The organism is Ereboglobus sp. PH5-5, assembly GCF_029504805.1.
Classification (GTDB): Bacteria; Verrucomicrobiota; Verrucomicrobiia; order Opitutales; family Opitutaceae; genus Ereboglobus.
In genome coordinates this window covers 231,940-248,581 of sequence record NZ_JAQFIT010000002.1, presented here as the reverse complement: position 1 = coordinate 248,581, position 16,642 = coordinate 231,940, and the positions used below count along the sequence as shown (strand labels likewise).

General features: G+C 60.7%; 17 protein-coding genes. 7 read left to right on the top strand and 10 right to left on the bottom strand.

Going from position 1 to position 16,642, the window contains the following annotated elements:
- Nucleotides 1–59: 59 nt before the first annotated feature.
- The 7 genes from atpG to M2103_RS02125 all read right to left on the bottom strand — a co-directional run bounded on the left by atpG (nt 60) and on the right by M2103_RS02125 (nt 5,871).
- A complete protein-coding gene (atpG, locus tag M2103_RS02155; RefSeq protein ID WP_277508447.1) occupies nt 60–950 on the bottom strand; it encodes an ATP synthase F1 subunit gamma in 891 nt (296 codons plus the stop codon).
- A gap of 190 nt (nt 951–1,140) precedes the next feature.
- On the bottom strand, nt 1,141–2,664 hold the full coding sequence (gene atpA, locus M2103_RS02150) for a F0F1 ATP synthase subunit alpha (RefSeq protein ID WP_277508446.1): 1,524 nt from the start codon (nt 2,662–2,664) through the stop codon (nt 1,141–1,143).
- 62 nt (nt 2,665–2,726) lie between these two features.
- Complete coding sequence (locus M2103_RS02145; RefSeq protein WP_277508445.1) at nt 2,727–3,128, bottom strand: F0F1 ATP synthase subunit delta; 402 nt, start codon at nt 3,126–3,128, stop codon at nt 2,727–2,729.
- Between the two features lie 24 nt (nt 3,129–3,152).
- Nucleotides 3,153–3,713, bottom strand: coding sequence for a F0F1 ATP synthase subunit B (gene atpF, locus M2103_RS02140; protein WP_277508443.1), 561 nt, complete (start codon nt 3,711–3,713; stop codon nt 3,153–3,155).
- 95 nt (nt 3,714–3,808) lie between these two features.
- Nucleotides 3,809–4,030 (bottom strand): ATP synthase F0 subunit C, encoded by a 222-nt coding sequence (locus M2103_RS02135; RefSeq protein ID WP_277508442.1) that lies wholly within the window; start codon nt 4,028–4,030, stop codon nt 3,809–3,811.
- Between the two features lie 73 nt (nt 4,031–4,103).
- Nucleotides 4,104–5,009, bottom strand: coding sequence for a F0F1 ATP synthase subunit A (locus M2103_RS02130; protein WP_277508441.1), 906 nt, complete (start codon nt 5,007–5,009; stop codon nt 4,104–4,106).
- Nucleotides 5,010–5,256: 247 nt separating this feature from the next.
- The gene (locus tag M2103_RS02125; RefSeq protein WP_277508440.1) at nt 5,257–5,871 is read right to left on the bottom strand and encodes an SAM-dependent methyltransferase; all 615 of its coding nucleotides are present in this window, start codon (nt 5,869–5,871) and stop codon (nt 5,257–5,259) included.
- Between the two features lie 111 nt (nt 5,872–5,982).
- On the opposite strand from M2103_RS02125, the gene M2103_RS02120 reads away from it, so the two are divergent.
- Nucleotides 5,983–7,257 (top strand): hypothetical protein, encoded by a 1,275-nt coding sequence (locus tag M2103_RS02120; RefSeq protein ID WP_277508439.1) that lies wholly within the window; start codon nt 5,983–5,985, stop codon nt 7,255–7,257.
- Nucleotides 7,258–7,386: 129 nt separating this feature from the next.
- Here M2103_RS02120 and M2103_RS02115 read toward each other — a convergent pair whose 3' ends face one another.
- The 3 genes from M2103_RS02115 to M2103_RS02105 form a co-directional block, all read right to left on the bottom strand.
- Nucleotides 7,387–7,674: an acylphosphatase gene (locus M2103_RS02115; protein ID WP_277508438.1), complete on the bottom strand. Its 288-nt coding sequence runs from the start codon at nt 7,672–7,674 to the stop codon at nt 7,387–7,389.
- A 15-nt stretch (nt 7,675–7,689) separates the two neighbouring features.
- Nucleotides 7,690–9,240, bottom strand: coding sequence for a YifB family Mg chelatase-like AAA ATPase (locus M2103_RS02110; RefSeq protein ID WP_277508436.1), 1,551 nt, complete (start codon nt 9,238–9,240; stop codon nt 7,690–7,692).
- 157 nt (nt 9,241–9,397) lie between these two features.
- Nucleotides 9,398–10,243: a hypothetical protein gene (locus tag M2103_RS02105; protein ID WP_277508433.1), complete on the bottom strand. Its 846-nt coding sequence runs from the start codon at nt 10,241–10,243 to the stop codon at nt 9,398–9,400.
- A 120-nt stretch (nt 10,244–10,363) separates the two neighbouring features.
- On the opposite strand from M2103_RS02105, the gene coaE reads away from it, so the two are divergent.
- From coaE to rnc, 6 genes are all read left to right on the top strand, one after another.
- Nucleotides 10,364–10,951 (top strand): dephospho-CoA kinase, encoded by a 588-nt coding sequence (gene coaE / locus M2103_RS02100; RefSeq protein ID WP_277508432.1) that lies wholly within the window; start codon nt 10,364–10,366, stop codon nt 10,949–10,951.
- A 108-nt stretch (nt 10,952–11,059) separates the two neighbouring features.
- Nucleotides 11,060–13,117, top strand: a complete 2,058-nt coding sequence (gene rho / locus M2103_RS02095; protein WP_277508431.1) for a transcription termination factor Rho — start codon at nt 11,060–11,062, stop codon at nt 13,115–13,117.
- Between the two features lie 73 nt (nt 13,118–13,190).
- The gene (locus M2103_RS02090) at nt 13,191–14,003 is read left to right on the top strand and encodes a ParA family protein (RefSeq protein WP_277508430.1); all 813 of its coding nucleotides are present in this window, start codon (nt 13,191–13,193) and stop codon (nt 14,001–14,003) included.
- Between the two features lie 106 nt (nt 14,004–14,109).
- Nucleotides 14,110–14,931, top strand: coding sequence for an ABC-2 family transporter protein (locus M2103_RS02085; RefSeq protein ID WP_277508429.1), 822 nt, complete (start codon nt 14,110–14,112; stop codon nt 14,929–14,931).
- 37 nt (nt 14,932–14,968) lie between these two features.
- Nucleotides 14,969–15,877 carry an ABC-2 family transporter protein gene (locus tag M2103_RS02080; protein WP_277508428.1) on the top strand — a complete coding sequence of 303 codons (909 nt, stop codon included), beginning with the start codon at nt 14,969–14,971 and terminating at the stop codon, nt 15,875–15,877.
- Nucleotides 15,878–15,917: 40 nt separating this feature from the next.
- Nucleotides 15,918–16,640, top strand: a complete 723-nt coding sequence (gene rnc, locus M2103_RS02075) for a ribonuclease III (RefSeq protein WP_277508427.1) — start codon at nt 15,918–15,920, stop codon at nt 16,638–16,640.
- The last annotated feature ends 2 nt before the right edge of the window (nt 16,641–16,642 follow it).

Genomic DNA, 16,642 nt, shown 5'->3' with positions numbered 1-16,642 from the left:
CGGATTCGGCTTAAACCGGCGCGAGTCGTCGCAAATCGATTTAAGCAGAGGTGTTATTTTTATGATTGCTGGGCGAAGCTGGCCGCGGCGATTTCGATGATTTCGTTGGTGATCGCGGTCTGGCGGGCCTTGTTGAATTTGAGCGTGAGGTTGTCGAGGAGCTTGGAGGCGTTGTCCTTCGCGGTCTTCATGGCGACCATGCGAGCGCTGTGCTCGGAGGCTTTCGCGCCGAGGAAATACTGGTGGATGACGCGGTTCACGTAGAATGGGAGCAGCGCGTCGAGCACGGCCTTCGGACCGGGTTCGTAAATGAACTCGCGCGTGTCGCATTTATGCTCGGCGCCACTTTGCTTGCGAAGGTCCTCAACCGCCTGGGCGAGGTTAGCCAGCGGGAGCACGGGGCGGAGCTGGGGCACTTGCACGAGCGTGTTTTTGAAGGTGGCGTAGAGGACTTCGATGGTGTCGATCTCGCCTTCGAGATATTTTTTCACCATGAACTGAACGACGTTGCGGGTTTCCGCAAATGTCACGCGGTCGCTGACGGGGAAGTCGGCGATCATGTCGCGTTTCATGCGGGCGAGGTATTGGGTGCCCTTGCGTCCGATGGAGACAAACTTCACGGGCGTGGTGCGCGGGAGGTTGTCGGAAATGAGCTTGAAGAGGTTGGTGTTGAGGGGGCCGCAGAGGCCCTTGTCTGTCGTGATGAGAAGGATGCCGCGTGTCTTGATTTCGCGCTTGTCGATGAAGGAGTGAATGCTCTCGCTCTCGTCGAAATGCGGGGCGATGTTGGCGATCATCGACACGAGGAGGCTGGCGTAGGGCCGGCCCGAGATCGCGGCTTGCTGCGCCTTCTTCATTTTCGAGGAGGCGACAAGCTCCATCGCCCGCGTGATCTGGCGGGTGTTTTTGACGGATTTAATCCGCCTGCGTATGTCTCTGGTTGATGGCATCGGGTTGGTGTCGGCGGATTAAATCCTAATGAATAATGGATAATGTGGAATGGATAATGGGGCGCGACTGCGTCGCGTCCGGCGGCGGGATGCCGCCGCTCCTTGCACAGGCATGTTTTCGCGCGCGGGCGTGGTCGTGTGTGCCTTTGGTTTCATTATACATTTTACATTCTTCATTAGCAAAAAGCCGTCAGGCTTTTTGCGTGAGCTGCCACTCGTCGGTCGCCGCCTTGATCTTGGCTTCGAGGTCCTTGTCGAGCGCGGCCTTGGTGCGGATTTCGGTGAGGAGCTCCGCCTTGCGCGTGGCGAAGAATTCGCGGAGCGATTTGGCGGTGGCGATGATGTCCTTGATTTCGAGCGCGTCGTAGTAGCCGTTTTGCATGGCCCAGAGGGTCACGACTTGCTGCTCGATCGGAATGGGCGCGCCGGCGGGTTGCTTGAAGAGTTCGACGATGCGACTGCCGCGGTCGAGCTGCTTCTTGGTGCGTTCGTCGAGGTCGGAGCCGAATTGCGCGAAGGCGGCAAGTTCGCGGAACTGGGCGAGCTCGCCCTTGAGTTTTCCGCCGACTTGTTTCGTCGCCTTGATTTGCGCCGAGGAGCCGACGCGGGAAACCGAGAGGCCCACGGAAACCGCCGGGCGCGTGCCTTGGTTGAAGAGGTCGGTTTCGAGGAAGATTTGTCCGTCGGTGATGGAGATGATGTTTGTCGGAATGTATGCGGAGATGTCGCCCGCGAGTGTTTCGACGATGGGGAGCGCGGTGAGCGAGCCCTTGCCGTCGAGGCGGGCGGCGCGTTCGAGGAGGCGCGAGTGGAGATAGAAGACGTCGCCGGGATACGCTTCGCGTCCGGAGGGGCGCTTGAGGATGAGCGAGATCTGGCGGTAGGCGACGGCGTGCTTGGAGAGGTCGTCGTAGATGATGAGCGCGTCCATGTCGTTTTCCATGAACCATTCGCCGATGGCGGCCCCGGCGAAGGGCGCGATGTATTGGTTGGCGACGTTGTCGGCGGCGGGCGCGGCGACGATGACAGTGTATTCGAGCGCGCCGGCGGCCTCGAGGGTCGCGATGGTGCGGACGATGTTGGAATTCTTCTGTCCGACGGCGACGTAGATCGAGTAGATGGGGCGGAAGTTCGAGTCGCCCGAGGCGAGGCCGATTTTGTTGATCTTGGCCTGGTTGATGATGGTGTCGATGGCGATGGTGGTCTTGCCGGTGGCACGGTCGCCGATGATGAGTTCGCGCTGGCCGCGACCGATGGGGATCATCGAGTCGATGGCGGTGATGCCGGTGAAGACGGGCTGCGAAACGGATTTGCGGGCGATGATGCCGGGCGCGATGCGTTCGACGGGATAGGTTTCCTTGGCGTCGATGGGGCCCTTGCCGTCCACGGGATTTCCGAGCGCGTCAACGACGCGGCCGAGCAGCGCCTTGCCGACGGGCACGGAGAGGAGTTTGCCGGTGGTCCGCACTTCGTCGCCTTCCTTGAGCGCGGCGATGTCGCCGAGGATGATGCAGCCGACTTCGTCCTGCCCGAGGTTGAGCGCGATGCCGATGGCATTCCCGGGGAACTGCACCATTTCGTTATACATGACGTCGGAAAGCCCGTCGATCTGCGCGACGCCGTCGGCGAGGGCGCGAATCGTCCCTGTGTTACGCTTGGTGGTGCGAGTGGTGAGTTGTGCTATTTGTGCTTCGACTTGTTCGAGGACGGTCATGGTGAATAAAAGAGTGAAGAGTGAAAGATGAAGTGTGAAAATGCAGGCGCGGCGCGGATGGTTCAGGAGGCGACGCTGGCGGAGAGTTGTTCGAGCGAACCGGCAACTGAAGCGTCATAGACGTCGTCGCCGACGCGGACGCGGAGGCCGGCGAGGAGTTCGGGCGCGGGTTTCGGCGCGGGCGCGACGGGGCGCGCGTAGTGTTTTGTCATGGCGGCGGCGATTTGCGCGATGATCGCGTCGCTGACCGGGCCGGCGTGCTCGATGAGCGCCTGCGTGCGCGCGACTTCGATTGCGAGAAAATGCCGGTAGGCTTTGAGGAGCGCGATCGCGCCGGAGGGTTTCATCTTTTCAACGCAAACGAGCACGGCGGCGACGCGTTCGGACGAGGGGCGTCCGTCGGCGCCGAGACTCAACTTCACAAGCTGGCGGGCGAACTGGGTTGTTTTTTTGCCGGGCTTCATCGGATGCGTGAAAAGTGGTCGGGCTTAGACGTTGGTGAGTTCCTGCGCCGCGGTTTCGTTGTAGGAGGCGCGGTCGGCGTCGGAGAGTTTTTTTGCGAGCACGCGCTCGGTGGTGGCGACGACGAGGCGGGCGATTTCGCCGCGGGCGTCGGCGAGCATTTTCTTGTGCTCGAGCTCGACGGCCTGCTGCGCCTTGGCGACGATGTCGGCGGCGCGCGCGACGGCTTCCTGCTGTTGTTTGTCGGCGTATTCCTTGGCGGATTTTTGCGTGTCGGCGATGATTTGTTGCGCCTTGGTTTGCGCCTCGCGGAGGATCGCCTCCTGCTTTTGCTGCGCGGCGGCGAGCTCGGCCTTCATTTGCCCGGCGTATTTGATGCCCTCGTCGATTTTTTTCTGGCGCGCACCCATCGTGGCGATGACGGGCTTGATGCCGAACCAATACAGCACTCCAAAAAGAATAAGGAAGCTGATGAGCTGGACGATGATGGCCTTGGGCTCGACACCGAGTCTTTCAACAATACCGGGCGAATGTGCTTCGGCTGTTTGTTGAGCGGTGGCTACTGCGAGATAAAGTGTGTTCAGCATGAGTTTTTGGAGGCGTGCTGTTTCCTAACGTGAACGAACCTGTGAGTCGGCTTCGGGCGCGCGATATGCGGCCCGAAACGTGTTTTCAAAATAGTTTACGCCAGAATCAGCGAAAGAATACCGAGGCCTTCTGCGAGGGCCATGGCGATAATGGCTTGGACCAGAATTTTGCCGGAAGCCCCCGGGTTGCGTCCGACGGCTTCGGCAGCCTTGTTGCCGATGAGTCCGACGCCGATGGCGGCACCGAGCAGACCGAGAGCGCTGGTGATGTTACCTGTGATGCCACTTGTCGTGACTTGAGCGATGATGTCGTGCATATGATTTTGTTTTTTTATGGTGGTTGGAGTTGCCGCCGTGCGCGCTCATGGCACGCTCCCGACGGAAAAGTGATTATTGTGTTGCGGGAGGAGGCGGCGTTACGACGGGGTGATGCTTTTCGCTGTCATCATTATGTTCACCGTCATCGTGGTTGCATATGAGGCCGATATATGTGGCGCTTAGGAGTGTGAACACGAGGGCCTGGATCAACCCCACAAGCAGTTCCAGAAAGTAAAATATGAAAAAATATCCCGTGCCATGAAGCAGGCTTTCGCCGCCAAAAATATTGCCAAAGAGACGCACGGAGAGAGTTATCGGACGTATTGCCACGGAAAAAACCTCGATGAATCCGACAAGCAGAAAAACAATCGAGAGCATGTAATAAAGCATGCGGGGAGTTTCCTTTTTGTCCGCCTTGTTGCCGAACCAATCGTAAAATACCGCCTTGGCTCCCGCGTATTTGAAAATGATGATGAGGAACGCCACGAACGAAACGATTGCAAGTGCGGCGGCACCGTTGAAATCGGCGGTAAATGGCCGGACAAGCGGTGTGGTCAGATGAAAGTGCCCGTCAACGTCATGTCCGAAACCCATCGTTCCGACGCCGGGCAAAAGCCCCATCCAGTTTTGCAGCAGGATAAAAACGAACAGAGTGATTAGCAGGGGAAAGACGGCAGGGAATGCTTTTTTGCCCACAATGGGTTCAAACAAACCACGCAACGACTCAATCAGGGTTTCAAAGACCGCCTGCATTTTTGACGGAAAAATTTGCGGACGGCGCAGGGCAAAAATAACCACGCAAATAATCGCAAGCGATACAAGCCAGCCCGTGGCCATGCTGTTGGAAATTGTCCAACCATTTCCAAAATCAATCAGAATAGCTGCCTTTGCGGAAACGTCTTCTGCTCCTGATGCAAAAGCCGCCGTCGCGAATGCGAAAACTGAAAGGGCCAGGGTTGTTATTTTGCCACGAGACATGATTGTTTTGGAATACCGAAGAGCTGTCAGGGTTATGGTTATTTGGACACTAAAGAATGTCGAATAATCGAAACGAACAGGTTGCGTCAACGGCGGAAAATTTTATTCCGAAGATGCCGGCGCGGCTTGCGATGCGCTAAGAAAAAGACGCAAACGGTCGATTTTGACATACGAGCGGGCTACTTTCGGCGGCAAGTGGATGCAACTCCGCCTCATGCACTTGATGTCATTGCGGGGCGTCGCATATTTATGCGCGCAATGTCACAAGCGATTGGTGCGCGTCGGCCTTTTGTTGAAACACGGTGGCGTGCTCAAACGGCCATGTCGCGGCGGGATCGTCCTTGTCCGGCAGCCGCCAGCGCGGGTGTTCTCCGACGACTTCACTCGCCGCGGCGAAATAGTCGCGGTCGTCCGTCCGGAAGCAAAGTCGCGCGCCCGGCTCCGCGCGTTCAGCGAGCCGGTCGAGGATTTCGGAGCGCATGATCCGGTGCTTGTGATGCCGGCGCTTCGGCCACGGATCGGGAAACAGGATGAAAATATCCGCCAGCGCGACATGCTCCGGGAGCACCGACAAAAACTCCACCGCCTCCGCCTGGACAAACGCCAGCCTGCCGCCAAGCGCGGCGCGCTCGCATTTGCGATTCGCGCGGCGGACGCGGTCGCCGATCAAGTCGAGCCCCGCGCAAAACGGCGCTTGCGGATGCGCCTCCGCGTAGGCCGTGAGGAAATGCCCGTGCCCGCAACCGATTTCCAGCGTGATGCGCGACTGCTCGCGCAAAAGCGCGCCGAGTGTTTCGCGAAGCGCGGCGATGCGCGCGTCGCGTTCGGCGAGGAAGTTGGCGGTGCGAACGGGATTTTCCACGAGCGCGACACGATGCGGGCAGCGCGCCGCGATGCAAGGATTGTGTGTTTGCGTAACCGCGCTTCGCGCGCCGCCGTCTCGAAAGGCTTGCGCCAATCCAATTTCGCAAAAATGAAAAAATACCTCCCCCTCCTGCTCGCGCTTTCGCTTGTTGCCAACGCCGCCCTCGTCATCACGCATTTCCGCGGCGCGCCCGCGAAAACTCCCGCCATTCGCATCTCCGCGGACAAAAAAGCGGGGCGCGACGCCGCCAACGCCGCGGCAGCCGCCGTGATGTCCGCCGCCCCGGACGAAACGGAGCTTGTCGCGCTCCATGAAAAGCTCGTCGCCTCCGGCATACCTCCCGAAGTCGCGCGCGACGTCACGAGGGCCTTGCTCTGGAAACCATTGCAAGACCGCCAGCGCGCGATGATCGAGGCCAAAAACGCGGGCAAACCCTACTGGCAGCAAACGCGCGCCGGCAAACAACAACTCACCGCCGCCGAGCGCGCCGAGCTCCGCGCGATTTCCGAGCAAATCGAGGCTCGCGCCGCCAGCCTGTTTCCGGGCGAATACAACAGCCGCGCCACGACGCGTTACGGTTTCCTGCCCGCCGACAAAGCCGCCGCGATTTACCAGCTTCAGCGCGATTACGCCAACATGACCGAAGGCGTTGCCGAGGAAACCTCGCTCTTCCGCGTCCCCTCCGACAACGCCAGCCGTAAACTCCTTCGCGAGGAGCAGCGCCGCGACCTCGAGGCCATCCTCTCGCCCGCCGAGCTCGCTGAATACGACCTGCGCCATTCGCCCGCCGCCGCCGAACTGCGCAAGCGTTTCGCCGCGCTCCCCGATTCCACCGAGGCCGAATACAAAACCGCCTACGCCATTGCGCAAAGCCTCAACGAATCCAAAAACGATCCCGCCGCCCAAAAACTCGCCGCGCAGCAGCTTCGCGATCTGTTCGGCCCGGAGCGCTACACCGAGTTCCTCCGAGCCAACGACAGCGACTACGCCGCGCTCCAGGGTGCCGCCGCCCGCTTCGACCTCCCCGCAGCCACCGTTGAGAAGGTTTACGGCCTGCGCGACCAGGCGGTTTCCCTCTCGCAACAAATCGCCGCCGACAAATCGCTCTCGCAGAGGGAAAAACAACAGGCGCTCAGAACCCTTGCCAGCCAGATGCGCGCCGACGTGCGCAACAACCTCGGAGATGAAATCGGCAACGCCTATCTCAACAAAAACATGACATGGCTGGAAAGCCTTTCCAAGGGCAACGTCCTGAATTCCAGCGCCACCGGAAAAATCTCAAGCAAACCCGTCCCCGCCGCAAAAAAAACCGGAAGTGGAAACAAGCAACAAAAGGGCGCCAACAAATCCGCCAAGGGCAAGACCGGAAAAACGAGGAAATAAACCGAACGCGACGGTTGTCGGAATGTCGCCGACGCCCGGAACGGAGAAACCGCCCTGCCCAAAAACGATTGTTTTTGGAGTTGCGACGGGGGTGTTTCAACTGGGCGCGACTTTGGCGCGTCGCGGTGTTCAGCGAATCGCGAATCCGCTGAACTCCGGCGGGCGACGGGACGGGGTGCGCTCGGTTTTGCGGATGTGGCCGTGCATGCGCTCCTCGAGCGCGGTGATGAAGCCCTTGACCTCGGCCTCGCGGCCCTCGGCCTCGATATGCACGCGTCCGTCGAGAAGATTGGTCACGTAACCGGCGACTTCGAATTCGCGGGCGACTTGCATCGTGGTGTAGCGAAACCCCACGCCTTGCACATGGCCGGCGAAATAAACGGTTTCGTGATAGGTGGTGTTGGCGGGCGCGGTCATGATTTGGAGGTTGTTTCAATAAAACACATTCCGGTCGAGACTGCGGTATTGGATGGCTTCGAGGAGGTGTGGCGACTCGATTTTTTCGGAGCCGGCGAGGTCGGCGATGGTGCGCGAGACTTTCAGGATGCGGTCGTAGGCGCGCGCGGAGAGCGAGAGTTGCTCCATGGCGTGCTGGAGGAGGTCGCCGAGCGTGCTGTCGATGGCGCAGTGTTTGCGGATTTGCGCGTGGGTCATGCGCGCGTTCGCGGTGGCGGCGGTGCCTTGGAATCGGGCGAGCTGGCGGTTGCGCGCGGCTTGCACGCGGTCGCGGATGGCGGAGGAGGATTCGCCGGGGGCTTCGTTGCGGAGTTCCGTAATGGAGAGCGCGGGGGCCTCGATGTGGATGTCGATGCGGTCGAGGAGCGGGCCGCTGATGCGCGAGCGGTAGCGCTGGATTTGCGCGGACGCGCAACGGCATTCGTGTTTCGGATCGCCGAGGTAACCGCAGGGGCATGGGTTCATCGCGGCGACGAGGACAAAGGCGCACGGGAGCGTGACTTTGCCGGCGCTGCGCGAGATGGTGACCGAGCCGTCCTCGAGGGGCTGGCGCATGACTTCGAGCGCGGAGCGTTTGAACTCGGGCAGTTCGTCGAGAAAGAGGATGCCGTGGTGCGCGAGCGAGATTTCGCCGGGGCCTGGGATTGCGCCGCCGCCGAGCAGGCCGACGTCGGAGATGGTGTGGTGCGGGGAGCGCACGGGGCGGCGGCCGAGTTGCACGGGGCCGGAGATGGTTTGCCCGGCGGCGGAGTGGATGCCGAGGATTTCGAGCGATTCGTCGAGCGTGGGCGCGGGCATGATCGTGGGGATGCGTTTTGCGATCATGGATTTGCCGGAGCCGGGCGGGCCGATCATCAGGAGATTGTGGCCGCCGGCGATGGCGACTTCGACGGCGCGGCGCAGGGCGTGCTGGCCCTTGATTTCGGAGAAGTCGCCGATGGCGTCGTCGTGTTGCGGGTTTCTGTCGGGCGGGGGCGCGGGCGGCAGGGAAATGTCGCCGTTAAGGAAGCGGAATGCGCGGTCGAGCGAATCGACGGCGTGGACATTGATGCCGTCAACAAGCGCGGCCTCGGGGGCGTTTTGGAGGGGCAGGAGCACGCCGCGTTTGCCGAGGCGTTTGGCGAGGCGGGCGATGGCGAGCGCGCCGCGAATGGGGCGCGTGGCGCCGGAGAGCGAGAGTTCGCCGGCGATAAGGTAGTCGTCGAGAGGCGCGTCGGGGCGGAGGGTTTTGGCGCTGCCGTCGGCGCGTGTTGCGGCGAGGATGCCGAGGGCGATGGGCAGGTCGTAGAGCGGGCCTTCCTTGCGCAGGTCGCCGGGTGCGAGGTTGATTGTGGTGCGCGAGAAGGGTTTTTTGAAGCCGCTGTTGCCGAGCGCGGAAAAGACGCGGTCGGTGGATTCCTTCACAGCGGTGTCGGGCAGGCCGACGACGATGAGCTTGAGTTCGCCGGCCTCGCCGGTGTTGACCTCAACGTGGACGAGCTCGGCGTCGATGCCTTGGAGCGTGGCGGAGTTGAGGGTGGCGAGCATGGGCGGGGAGGAAAGGGCTGAAGGACTGAAAAACTGAAAGACTGAAAGACTGAAAGAGTTGACGGACTGAATGACCGAACGGGCTGGTGCGCAAGGTTGTTTCAGCGATTCAGCCTTGGCGGACTGTCGCTTGCGCTCGAAACAGTCTTTCAGCCTTTCAGTCCTTCAGTCTTTTCTCTATCCGCTCGATGTTGGCGTTGGCGGCGTCGATGTAGGCGTTGGGGCCGTCGGGGTAGGGGCGGGCGAGGAAGCGATAGACGCCGAGAAGTTCTTTTTCGAGGCGCGGCTGGACATATTTGCACCAGAAGACGGGGGTGTCGGTTACAAGTTCGTCCAGTGTTTTGAAGCGGCGTTCGGCGGGGGGGGTGTTGGCGTAGTCGTCGGATTCCTTGAGTTCGGAAAAAAGCAGGGGGAGCGATTCGGGGTAATCGGGCGCGGCTATTTGCCCGAGGTAGTCGGCGGTGGCGACCGCGCAGCCCACGATGCCGTCGATTGGTTCCTGGAAGCGAAAATGGCGGGAGCCTTGCGTGAAGGCCGTGCAACCAATCATCGCGAGGATGCTATCGATCTCGGCGAGCGTGATGCCGTGCCGCGGAAGATAGGACGCGGCAAACGAGCAGCTTCGGAGGACATGCGTGAATGTGTATTTGGCGCCCGTGCCCTGCGTGTCGGCGCGCAGTTTCAGGTATCCGGTGTCGTGAAAGAGCACGGCGCAAGCGCCGAGTTCATATTGGCGCGGGGTGAGGCGCGGTTCGGTGCCGGACATGTGCCAGCCCTCCATGATGCCGTTGTAGCACAGAAGGACTTGCATGGTGTGTTGCAAATTGTGGTAGGGGGTGTCGCTGGCTTGGTAATCGGGATGGCGGCCTTCAAACATTGCCTGCACGTGGTCGAAAACTTCGGGCACAAGGTGGATCGTTGTGTCCGGAAACATCCGCCGGAAGCTGGTGGTCAGAATGGCCTCCAGTTGGTCAACGGTTATGAGATGCGAGCCGTTGTTCATGTTTTTTTAACAATGTTTGCAATAACGGTGTTATTAATTTTGATCATGAATGCAATTAAGTAATTGCAGTTGTGTTCATTTAGCTGATTTTTTTGTGCAGATAACGTATTGTTAATACCGATGATTTTAGGAATCACAGGCGGCATGGGTTGCGGCAAATCGACTGCAACACGCATTTTCGAGGAGATGGGCTTCCGGCGCATTGATTCGGATGCGCTCGTGCGCGACCGGATTCTCACCGCTCCCGAATGTGTGGCGGAAGCGGAACGGCGTTTTGGCGCGGGGGTGATCGTCACCGATGCGGCGGGCTGCGGGCAAATCGACCGCGCGGCGCTGGCGCGGGTGCTTTTTGCGGACGAGGCGAAGCTGCGCGCGTGGGAGGATTTTGTCTTGCCGCGGTTGTATGTGTTGTGGCGGGAGCAACTTGAGGGTGATCGGGCGGCCAATTGGGTGGTGGAGGCGCCGCTGCTTTACGAAAAAGGTTTGGAAAATTGGTTTGATTTCGTCGTTTGCGTGGCCTCTTCTGGCGCAACTCAGTTTGCGCGGTTGGCAGGGCGCGGTGTTTCCCACACGCTCGCCGCGCAACGAATTTCCAAGCAATTGCCCTTGGCCCAAAAAATTGAAAAAGCCGACTTCGTGTTGTCCAACGATGGCAGCACGGATTTTCTCCGAGACCAGATCAAACACTTGGCCGCCCGCCTTGTTTGAACTGCAAACGGAGGCGCGCCTGCTTTCCGCGCCCGTGCCCCGATTCCCCCGATTCTCACCTTAATCCGTAACATTAAACTAAAATTTTAACCTTAACCTATTTCCAACATGGCAAGATCCAAGAAAGTCACCGACGGCGAGGCGCCCGCGCCCAAACGCAAACCGGGCCGTCCGCCGCGCGCCAAAAAAGCCGCCGAAACCGCCGCCGCCGAGCCCGCAATCACTGAAATCGAAACCGCGCCCGCGCCCGAAACCGAACCCGCCCCGAAAAAGACGCGCGCCCCCCGCAAGCGCACGAAAAAAGCCGCCGCCACTGAAAACGTGGACGAGCTTCCCCTCGGCCAAACCGAAGACGAACCCGCGAACGATGCCGCTCCCAAGCCGGAAAAACAGGAGCGCGAAACCTTCAAGCCCAAACCCGCCGCGGAGACCGAATCGGCGTCCATGACCGACGCCGACATCTCCGACGCATCCGATGCGAACCGCGCGGTCGCGCACGACGCCGACGAATCCGTTTCGCGCACCGATTCCGTTTCCGACGTGGCAGCCGGCGACACAAGCGTCGCGCCTGCTGATTCGCAACAAACCTCCGACGCCCCCGCTCCCGCCGAGGGCTCCCAGCCCGCCCAGCAAAACCAGCAGCAAGGCGGCGACAACGGCGGCGGCCAGCAGCAGCCATACGAATCCTATTGGAAACGCATCAAGCGCGAGAAAAAGGAAAAGAAGGCGCGCAAGTGGGCCGAGCAGCAATCCAAGCACGGACAGCACGCCAGCAAGCATCCGCAGCAACCGCCCCCGCCGAGCCTCAACCCCGTCTTCGGCGACCTGCCCGCGCCCGACCGCTTCGCCGATGTCGCCGCGCTCGACACGCTTGCCGCCGAAATCGCGGACAGCGCCTCCGGGCACGAACCGATTTACCTCGAAAAACTCTACGCGCTCACGCTCGCCGAACTCACCGCCGAGGCGCGCAACCGCAACGCCGCCTTCGAGGGCGCGCCCAACCGCAAGCAACTCATCGCCGCCATCTTCAAGGTCGCCGCGGAACAAAAAATTCCCCTCCTCGACAACGGCTACATCGACCTCACCGACCGCGGCTACGGCTTCATCGTGCACGAATCGGTGAACTACCGCCTGTATCCGGAAAACGCCTACCTGCCCGAAAGCCTCGTCAAACGCTACGGCCTCAAGCGCGGCCACCGCGTGCAAGTGCTCGTGCAAGTTCCCCGCGAGGGCGAACGCTGCCCGTCGGTCGTCAAGGTCAACAGCGTCATGGACATGCCGCCCGAGGAAATCTCGAAAACCGTGCCCTTCGAGGAGCTCATCCCCTACTATCCGCTCAAGCGCATTCTCCTCGAGGCGCCCGGCGTGCACAAGGACGTCTCCATGCGCGCCGTCGATATCCTCACGCCAATCGGTTTCGGCCAGCGCGGCCTCATCGTCGCCCCGCCGCGCACCGGCAAGACGATCCTCCTGCAAAACATGGCCAACTCCATCTCGGAAAATTTTCCCGACGTGAAGTTGATCCTCCTGCTCGTTGACGAACGCCCCGAGGAAGTCACCGATTTCAAGCGCCACACAAAAGGCGAAGTCGTCGCGTCCACCTTTGACGAGGCTCCCGAAAGCCACGTGCACGCCGCCGAGATGGTCGGCGAAAAAGCGCGCCGCCTCGTCGAGCAAGGCCGGCACGTCGTGATCCTCCTCGACTCGATCACGCGCCTCGCCCGCGCCTACAACGCCCTCGCGTCCAATTCCGGCAAAATCATGTCCGGCGGCATGGAGGCCACCGCGCTCCAAAAACCGAAACGCTTCTTCGGCGCCGCGCGCAACATCGAGGGCGGCGGCTCGCTCACCATCATGGGCACCGCGCTCGTCGACACCGGCAGCCGCATGGACGAAGTCATCTTCGAGGAGTTCAAGGGCACCGGCAACATGGAGCTGCACCTCGACCGCGGCCTCGTTGACAAGCGCATCTTCCCCGCGATCAACATGGACCGCTCCGGCACGCGCAAGGAGGAGCTCATCTACCATCCCGACGAAATGCTGCGCATCTACGGCCTGCGCCGCGCCATGCAAGGCATCCCGCCCATCGACGCCATGGAGATGTTCCTCCAGCGCCTCAAGAAAACCAAAACCAACGCCGAATTCCTCATGGCGCTGAACCAATAAAAAAATCGACTTAAATCGACTTGAGTCGACTCAAGTCGATTTAAGTCGAACTTCCCCAGCACAACCACACCACATGCGCACCACCGTATTCACCATCGCGAACCAAAAAGGAGGCGTCGGCAAAACCACGACGGCCGTCAACCTCGCCGCCGCGCTTGCCGCGAGAAAAATCCCGACGCTCCTCGTCGACCTCGACCCGCAGGCCAACGCCACCAGCGCCATCGGCGTCGAGAAACAGCAGGGCAAAAGCCTCTACGACCCGCTCCTCGGCGAAGGCGCCGCCACCGACATGATCGTCGAAACGCCGGTGAAAAACCTCTGGCTCATCCCGAGCGAGGAGGACATGGCCGCCGCGGAAATCGAACTCGCGCAAACCGAAAACTACCTCGCGCGCCTGCGCGGCGTGCTCCAGCCGCTCAAGGACACCGGCCGCTTCCGCGTCATCATCCTCGACTGCCCCCCCGCGCTCGGCATGCTCTCGATGAACGGCCTCGGCGCCGCCGACCACCTCCTCATCGCGCTCCAATGCGAATACATGGCGCTCGAAGGCCTCGGCCAAATCCTGCGCAACGTCAATCGCATCAAGGACGCCGGCATCAACGACGCACTCGACCTCGGCGGCATCGTGATGACCATGTATGACGTGCGCACAAACCTCTCCCGCCAGGTCGTCGAGGAAGTGCGCAAGCATCTTCCCGAAAAAGTGTTCGACACCGTGATCCCGCGCACCGTGCGCCTGAGCGAGGCGCCGAGCTTCGGCAAAACGATCTTCGACTACGACCCGCTCTCCCCCGGCGCCACCGCCTACAAAAATCTCGCGAAGGAATTGATCGCCCGCTTCGAACTGATCGAGCCGAAGGAGCCAAAGGAAATGCCTGCCCCGTAGGGGCGCACCTTGCGTGCGCCCTCGTCCACGCACGCCCTGTGGCGACGCACGCAAACACCCGCTCGATAATCAGGGCGCACGCAAGGTGCGCCCCCACGACGAACCGATGATTCGCTCCCTCAACAAATACCGCCACGTCTTTCTCGTCGGGCTGCAAAGCAACCTGATCTACCGGTGGAATTTTCTCATCCGCGCGAGCTTTTCGGCGTTTCACCTCGTCGTCGTCTTCATGCTCTGGAGCGCGGCCTACGAGGGCAAAACCGAGATCGGCGGCTTCAACGTCGCGCAAACCATGACCTACTTCATCGCGCTCATGGTGATCCGCTTTTTCATCAGCGCGTTCAACGAGGACTATCAAATCTCCGAGGAAATCCGCAACGGTCTCATCAACCAGTTTCTGCTGAAACCGATCGACTACTTCATCTATCGCCTGAGCATATTTGGCGCGGCGCGATTTGTGTCGGGGCTGCTGGCGATCGTGCCGCTGCTCGTCGCGCTGCCCTTCGTGCGCGACTACGTGGAGCTGCCCTTCGGCGAAGGCGAGGCGTGGCGCTTATACTTCGGATTGCCCGCGCTGGCCATGTCCGCGGTGATCCAGTTCACAATCGCGTTTTGCTTCGGAATGCTGACGTTTTGGTTTCTCGAAATCCAGTCGTTTGTCGTCCTCTCGTATGCGATCGAGTCGCTCCTCGCCGGACAAATCTTCCCGCTCGATCTGCTCCCGCGCCCGCTCTTCATCTTCTCGCAATACCTGCCCTATTATTACCAAATGTATTTCCCCGTGGCGATCCTCACGGGCCGCCTGAACGACCCCGCCGGAGCCGCGCAAGGCCTGATGCTGCAATTCGCCTGGATGATTATCTTGCTGACCATCGCCCGCCTCCTCTGGACGCGAGGCCTCAGACGCCACACGGCAGTCGGCGGCTGACGCCGCCGCGCGGCTAATGCGGAATGAAAAATGTATAATGAAGAATGACCCAGACAACACGCAGGCACCCGAAGGCCGGACGACTCGTCCCGCCGCCGGTTCGTCGCATTCTTCATTCTCCATTTTACATTCCACATTAGGCCGTGTCGCGGCGGGGCCGCGATATGGCCGCATCTGGCTCGCGTGCGTGCGCTACTCCGTTGTGCGCGCGATGATGTTTCGGTTCGACTTCATCATGTGGTCGATTGTCGAGCTGCTTTGGATGGGCGTGAATGTCGCGCTCATCGCCGTGATCTACGAGCACACCGACTCCATCGCCGGCTGGAACAAATACCAGATGATGCTCCTCATCGGCACGTCGATGATTATCCAGCGGCTCATGATGGGATTTTTCTGGAGCAACATCTTCGAACTCGGGCGCAATGTGCGCAGCGGCAACTTCGACTTCTTCCTCGCGCAACCGGGCAACGTGCTCTTCATGGTCTCCACGCGAAAGCTCGACCTCGACAGCCTCATGAACGTGTTCGCCGCCATCGCGCTCGTGGTCTATTCGCTCTGGCAGCTCGGCGTCGCGCCGACCGCCTGGCAGGTTGTCACCTATGTGCTGTTGCTCGTGTGCAGCCTCGCGATCAGTTACAGCTTCATCCTGCTCGCCGTGTCGCTCACGTTCTGGATTATCAAAACCGAGGGCATCGAAGGCAGTTATTTTTCGCTGACGGAATTTTCGCGACTGCCGCGCGAAGCCGTGAAAAGCGTCATCATCAACGTGGCCTTTGTGTATGTGATTCCCGTCGTGGTGGTGTCGAACATCCCCGCGAACACCCTGTTGCGCGGAATATCGCCGGCGCATGTTCTTTGGCTCGCCGGCGCGGCGGCGGTGTGGTTTTCTCTGGCCGTGTTTGTCTTCAACCGCGGCCTGCGCCGCTACGCGAGCGCGAGCTCGTAGCGAGGGCTGACGCCCTCTAATGCAGAATGAATAATGTAGAATGAAACAGGACGAAAACACCGACGCCATCGCACAACTTCAGCAACGCATCGCCTACACATTTCGCGAACCGGCGCTGCTTGAGCGCGCGCTGACGCATCCGTCGTATTTGCACGACCACGCCGATGTCGCGGAGAGCAACCAGCGGCTCGAATTTCTCGGCGACGCCGTCCTTCAACTCGCGCTGACCGAGGTGCTCTTCGACATGTTTCCCGGCGACCGCGAGGGCTCGCTGAGCAAATATCGCTCAATGCTTTCCAAGGGAAAATTTCTCAGCGACCTCGCGCGCGAGATCGGCCTGTCCGAAGCCATGCTCGTGAGCGCGAGCGAGGAGGCTGCCGGCGGACGCAACCGCGACTCGGCGCTGGAGGACGCGTTTGAGGCGCTCGTCGGCGCGATCTACATCGACAGCGATCTGGCTGTCACTCGACGCGTTGTGCTCGGATTGCTGGGATCGCTGCCGGAACGCCTTGCGTCGATGAAACCCGCCGAAAATCCGAAGGGCCGTTTGCAGGAACTCGTGCAACCCGCGCACGGCAACAACGCGGTGCGCTACGTTGTCGAGCACGCCGCGGGCAGCGATCACGCCAAGGAATACGAGGCGGTGGTTTTCATCAACGACAAGCCGATGGGGCGCGGGCGAGGCACGTCGAAAAAAGCCGCCGAGGAAGGTGCCGCGCTTGAGGCGCTGGAGTCCTTCAATGTCGAAACGGACGGCGCGTGACA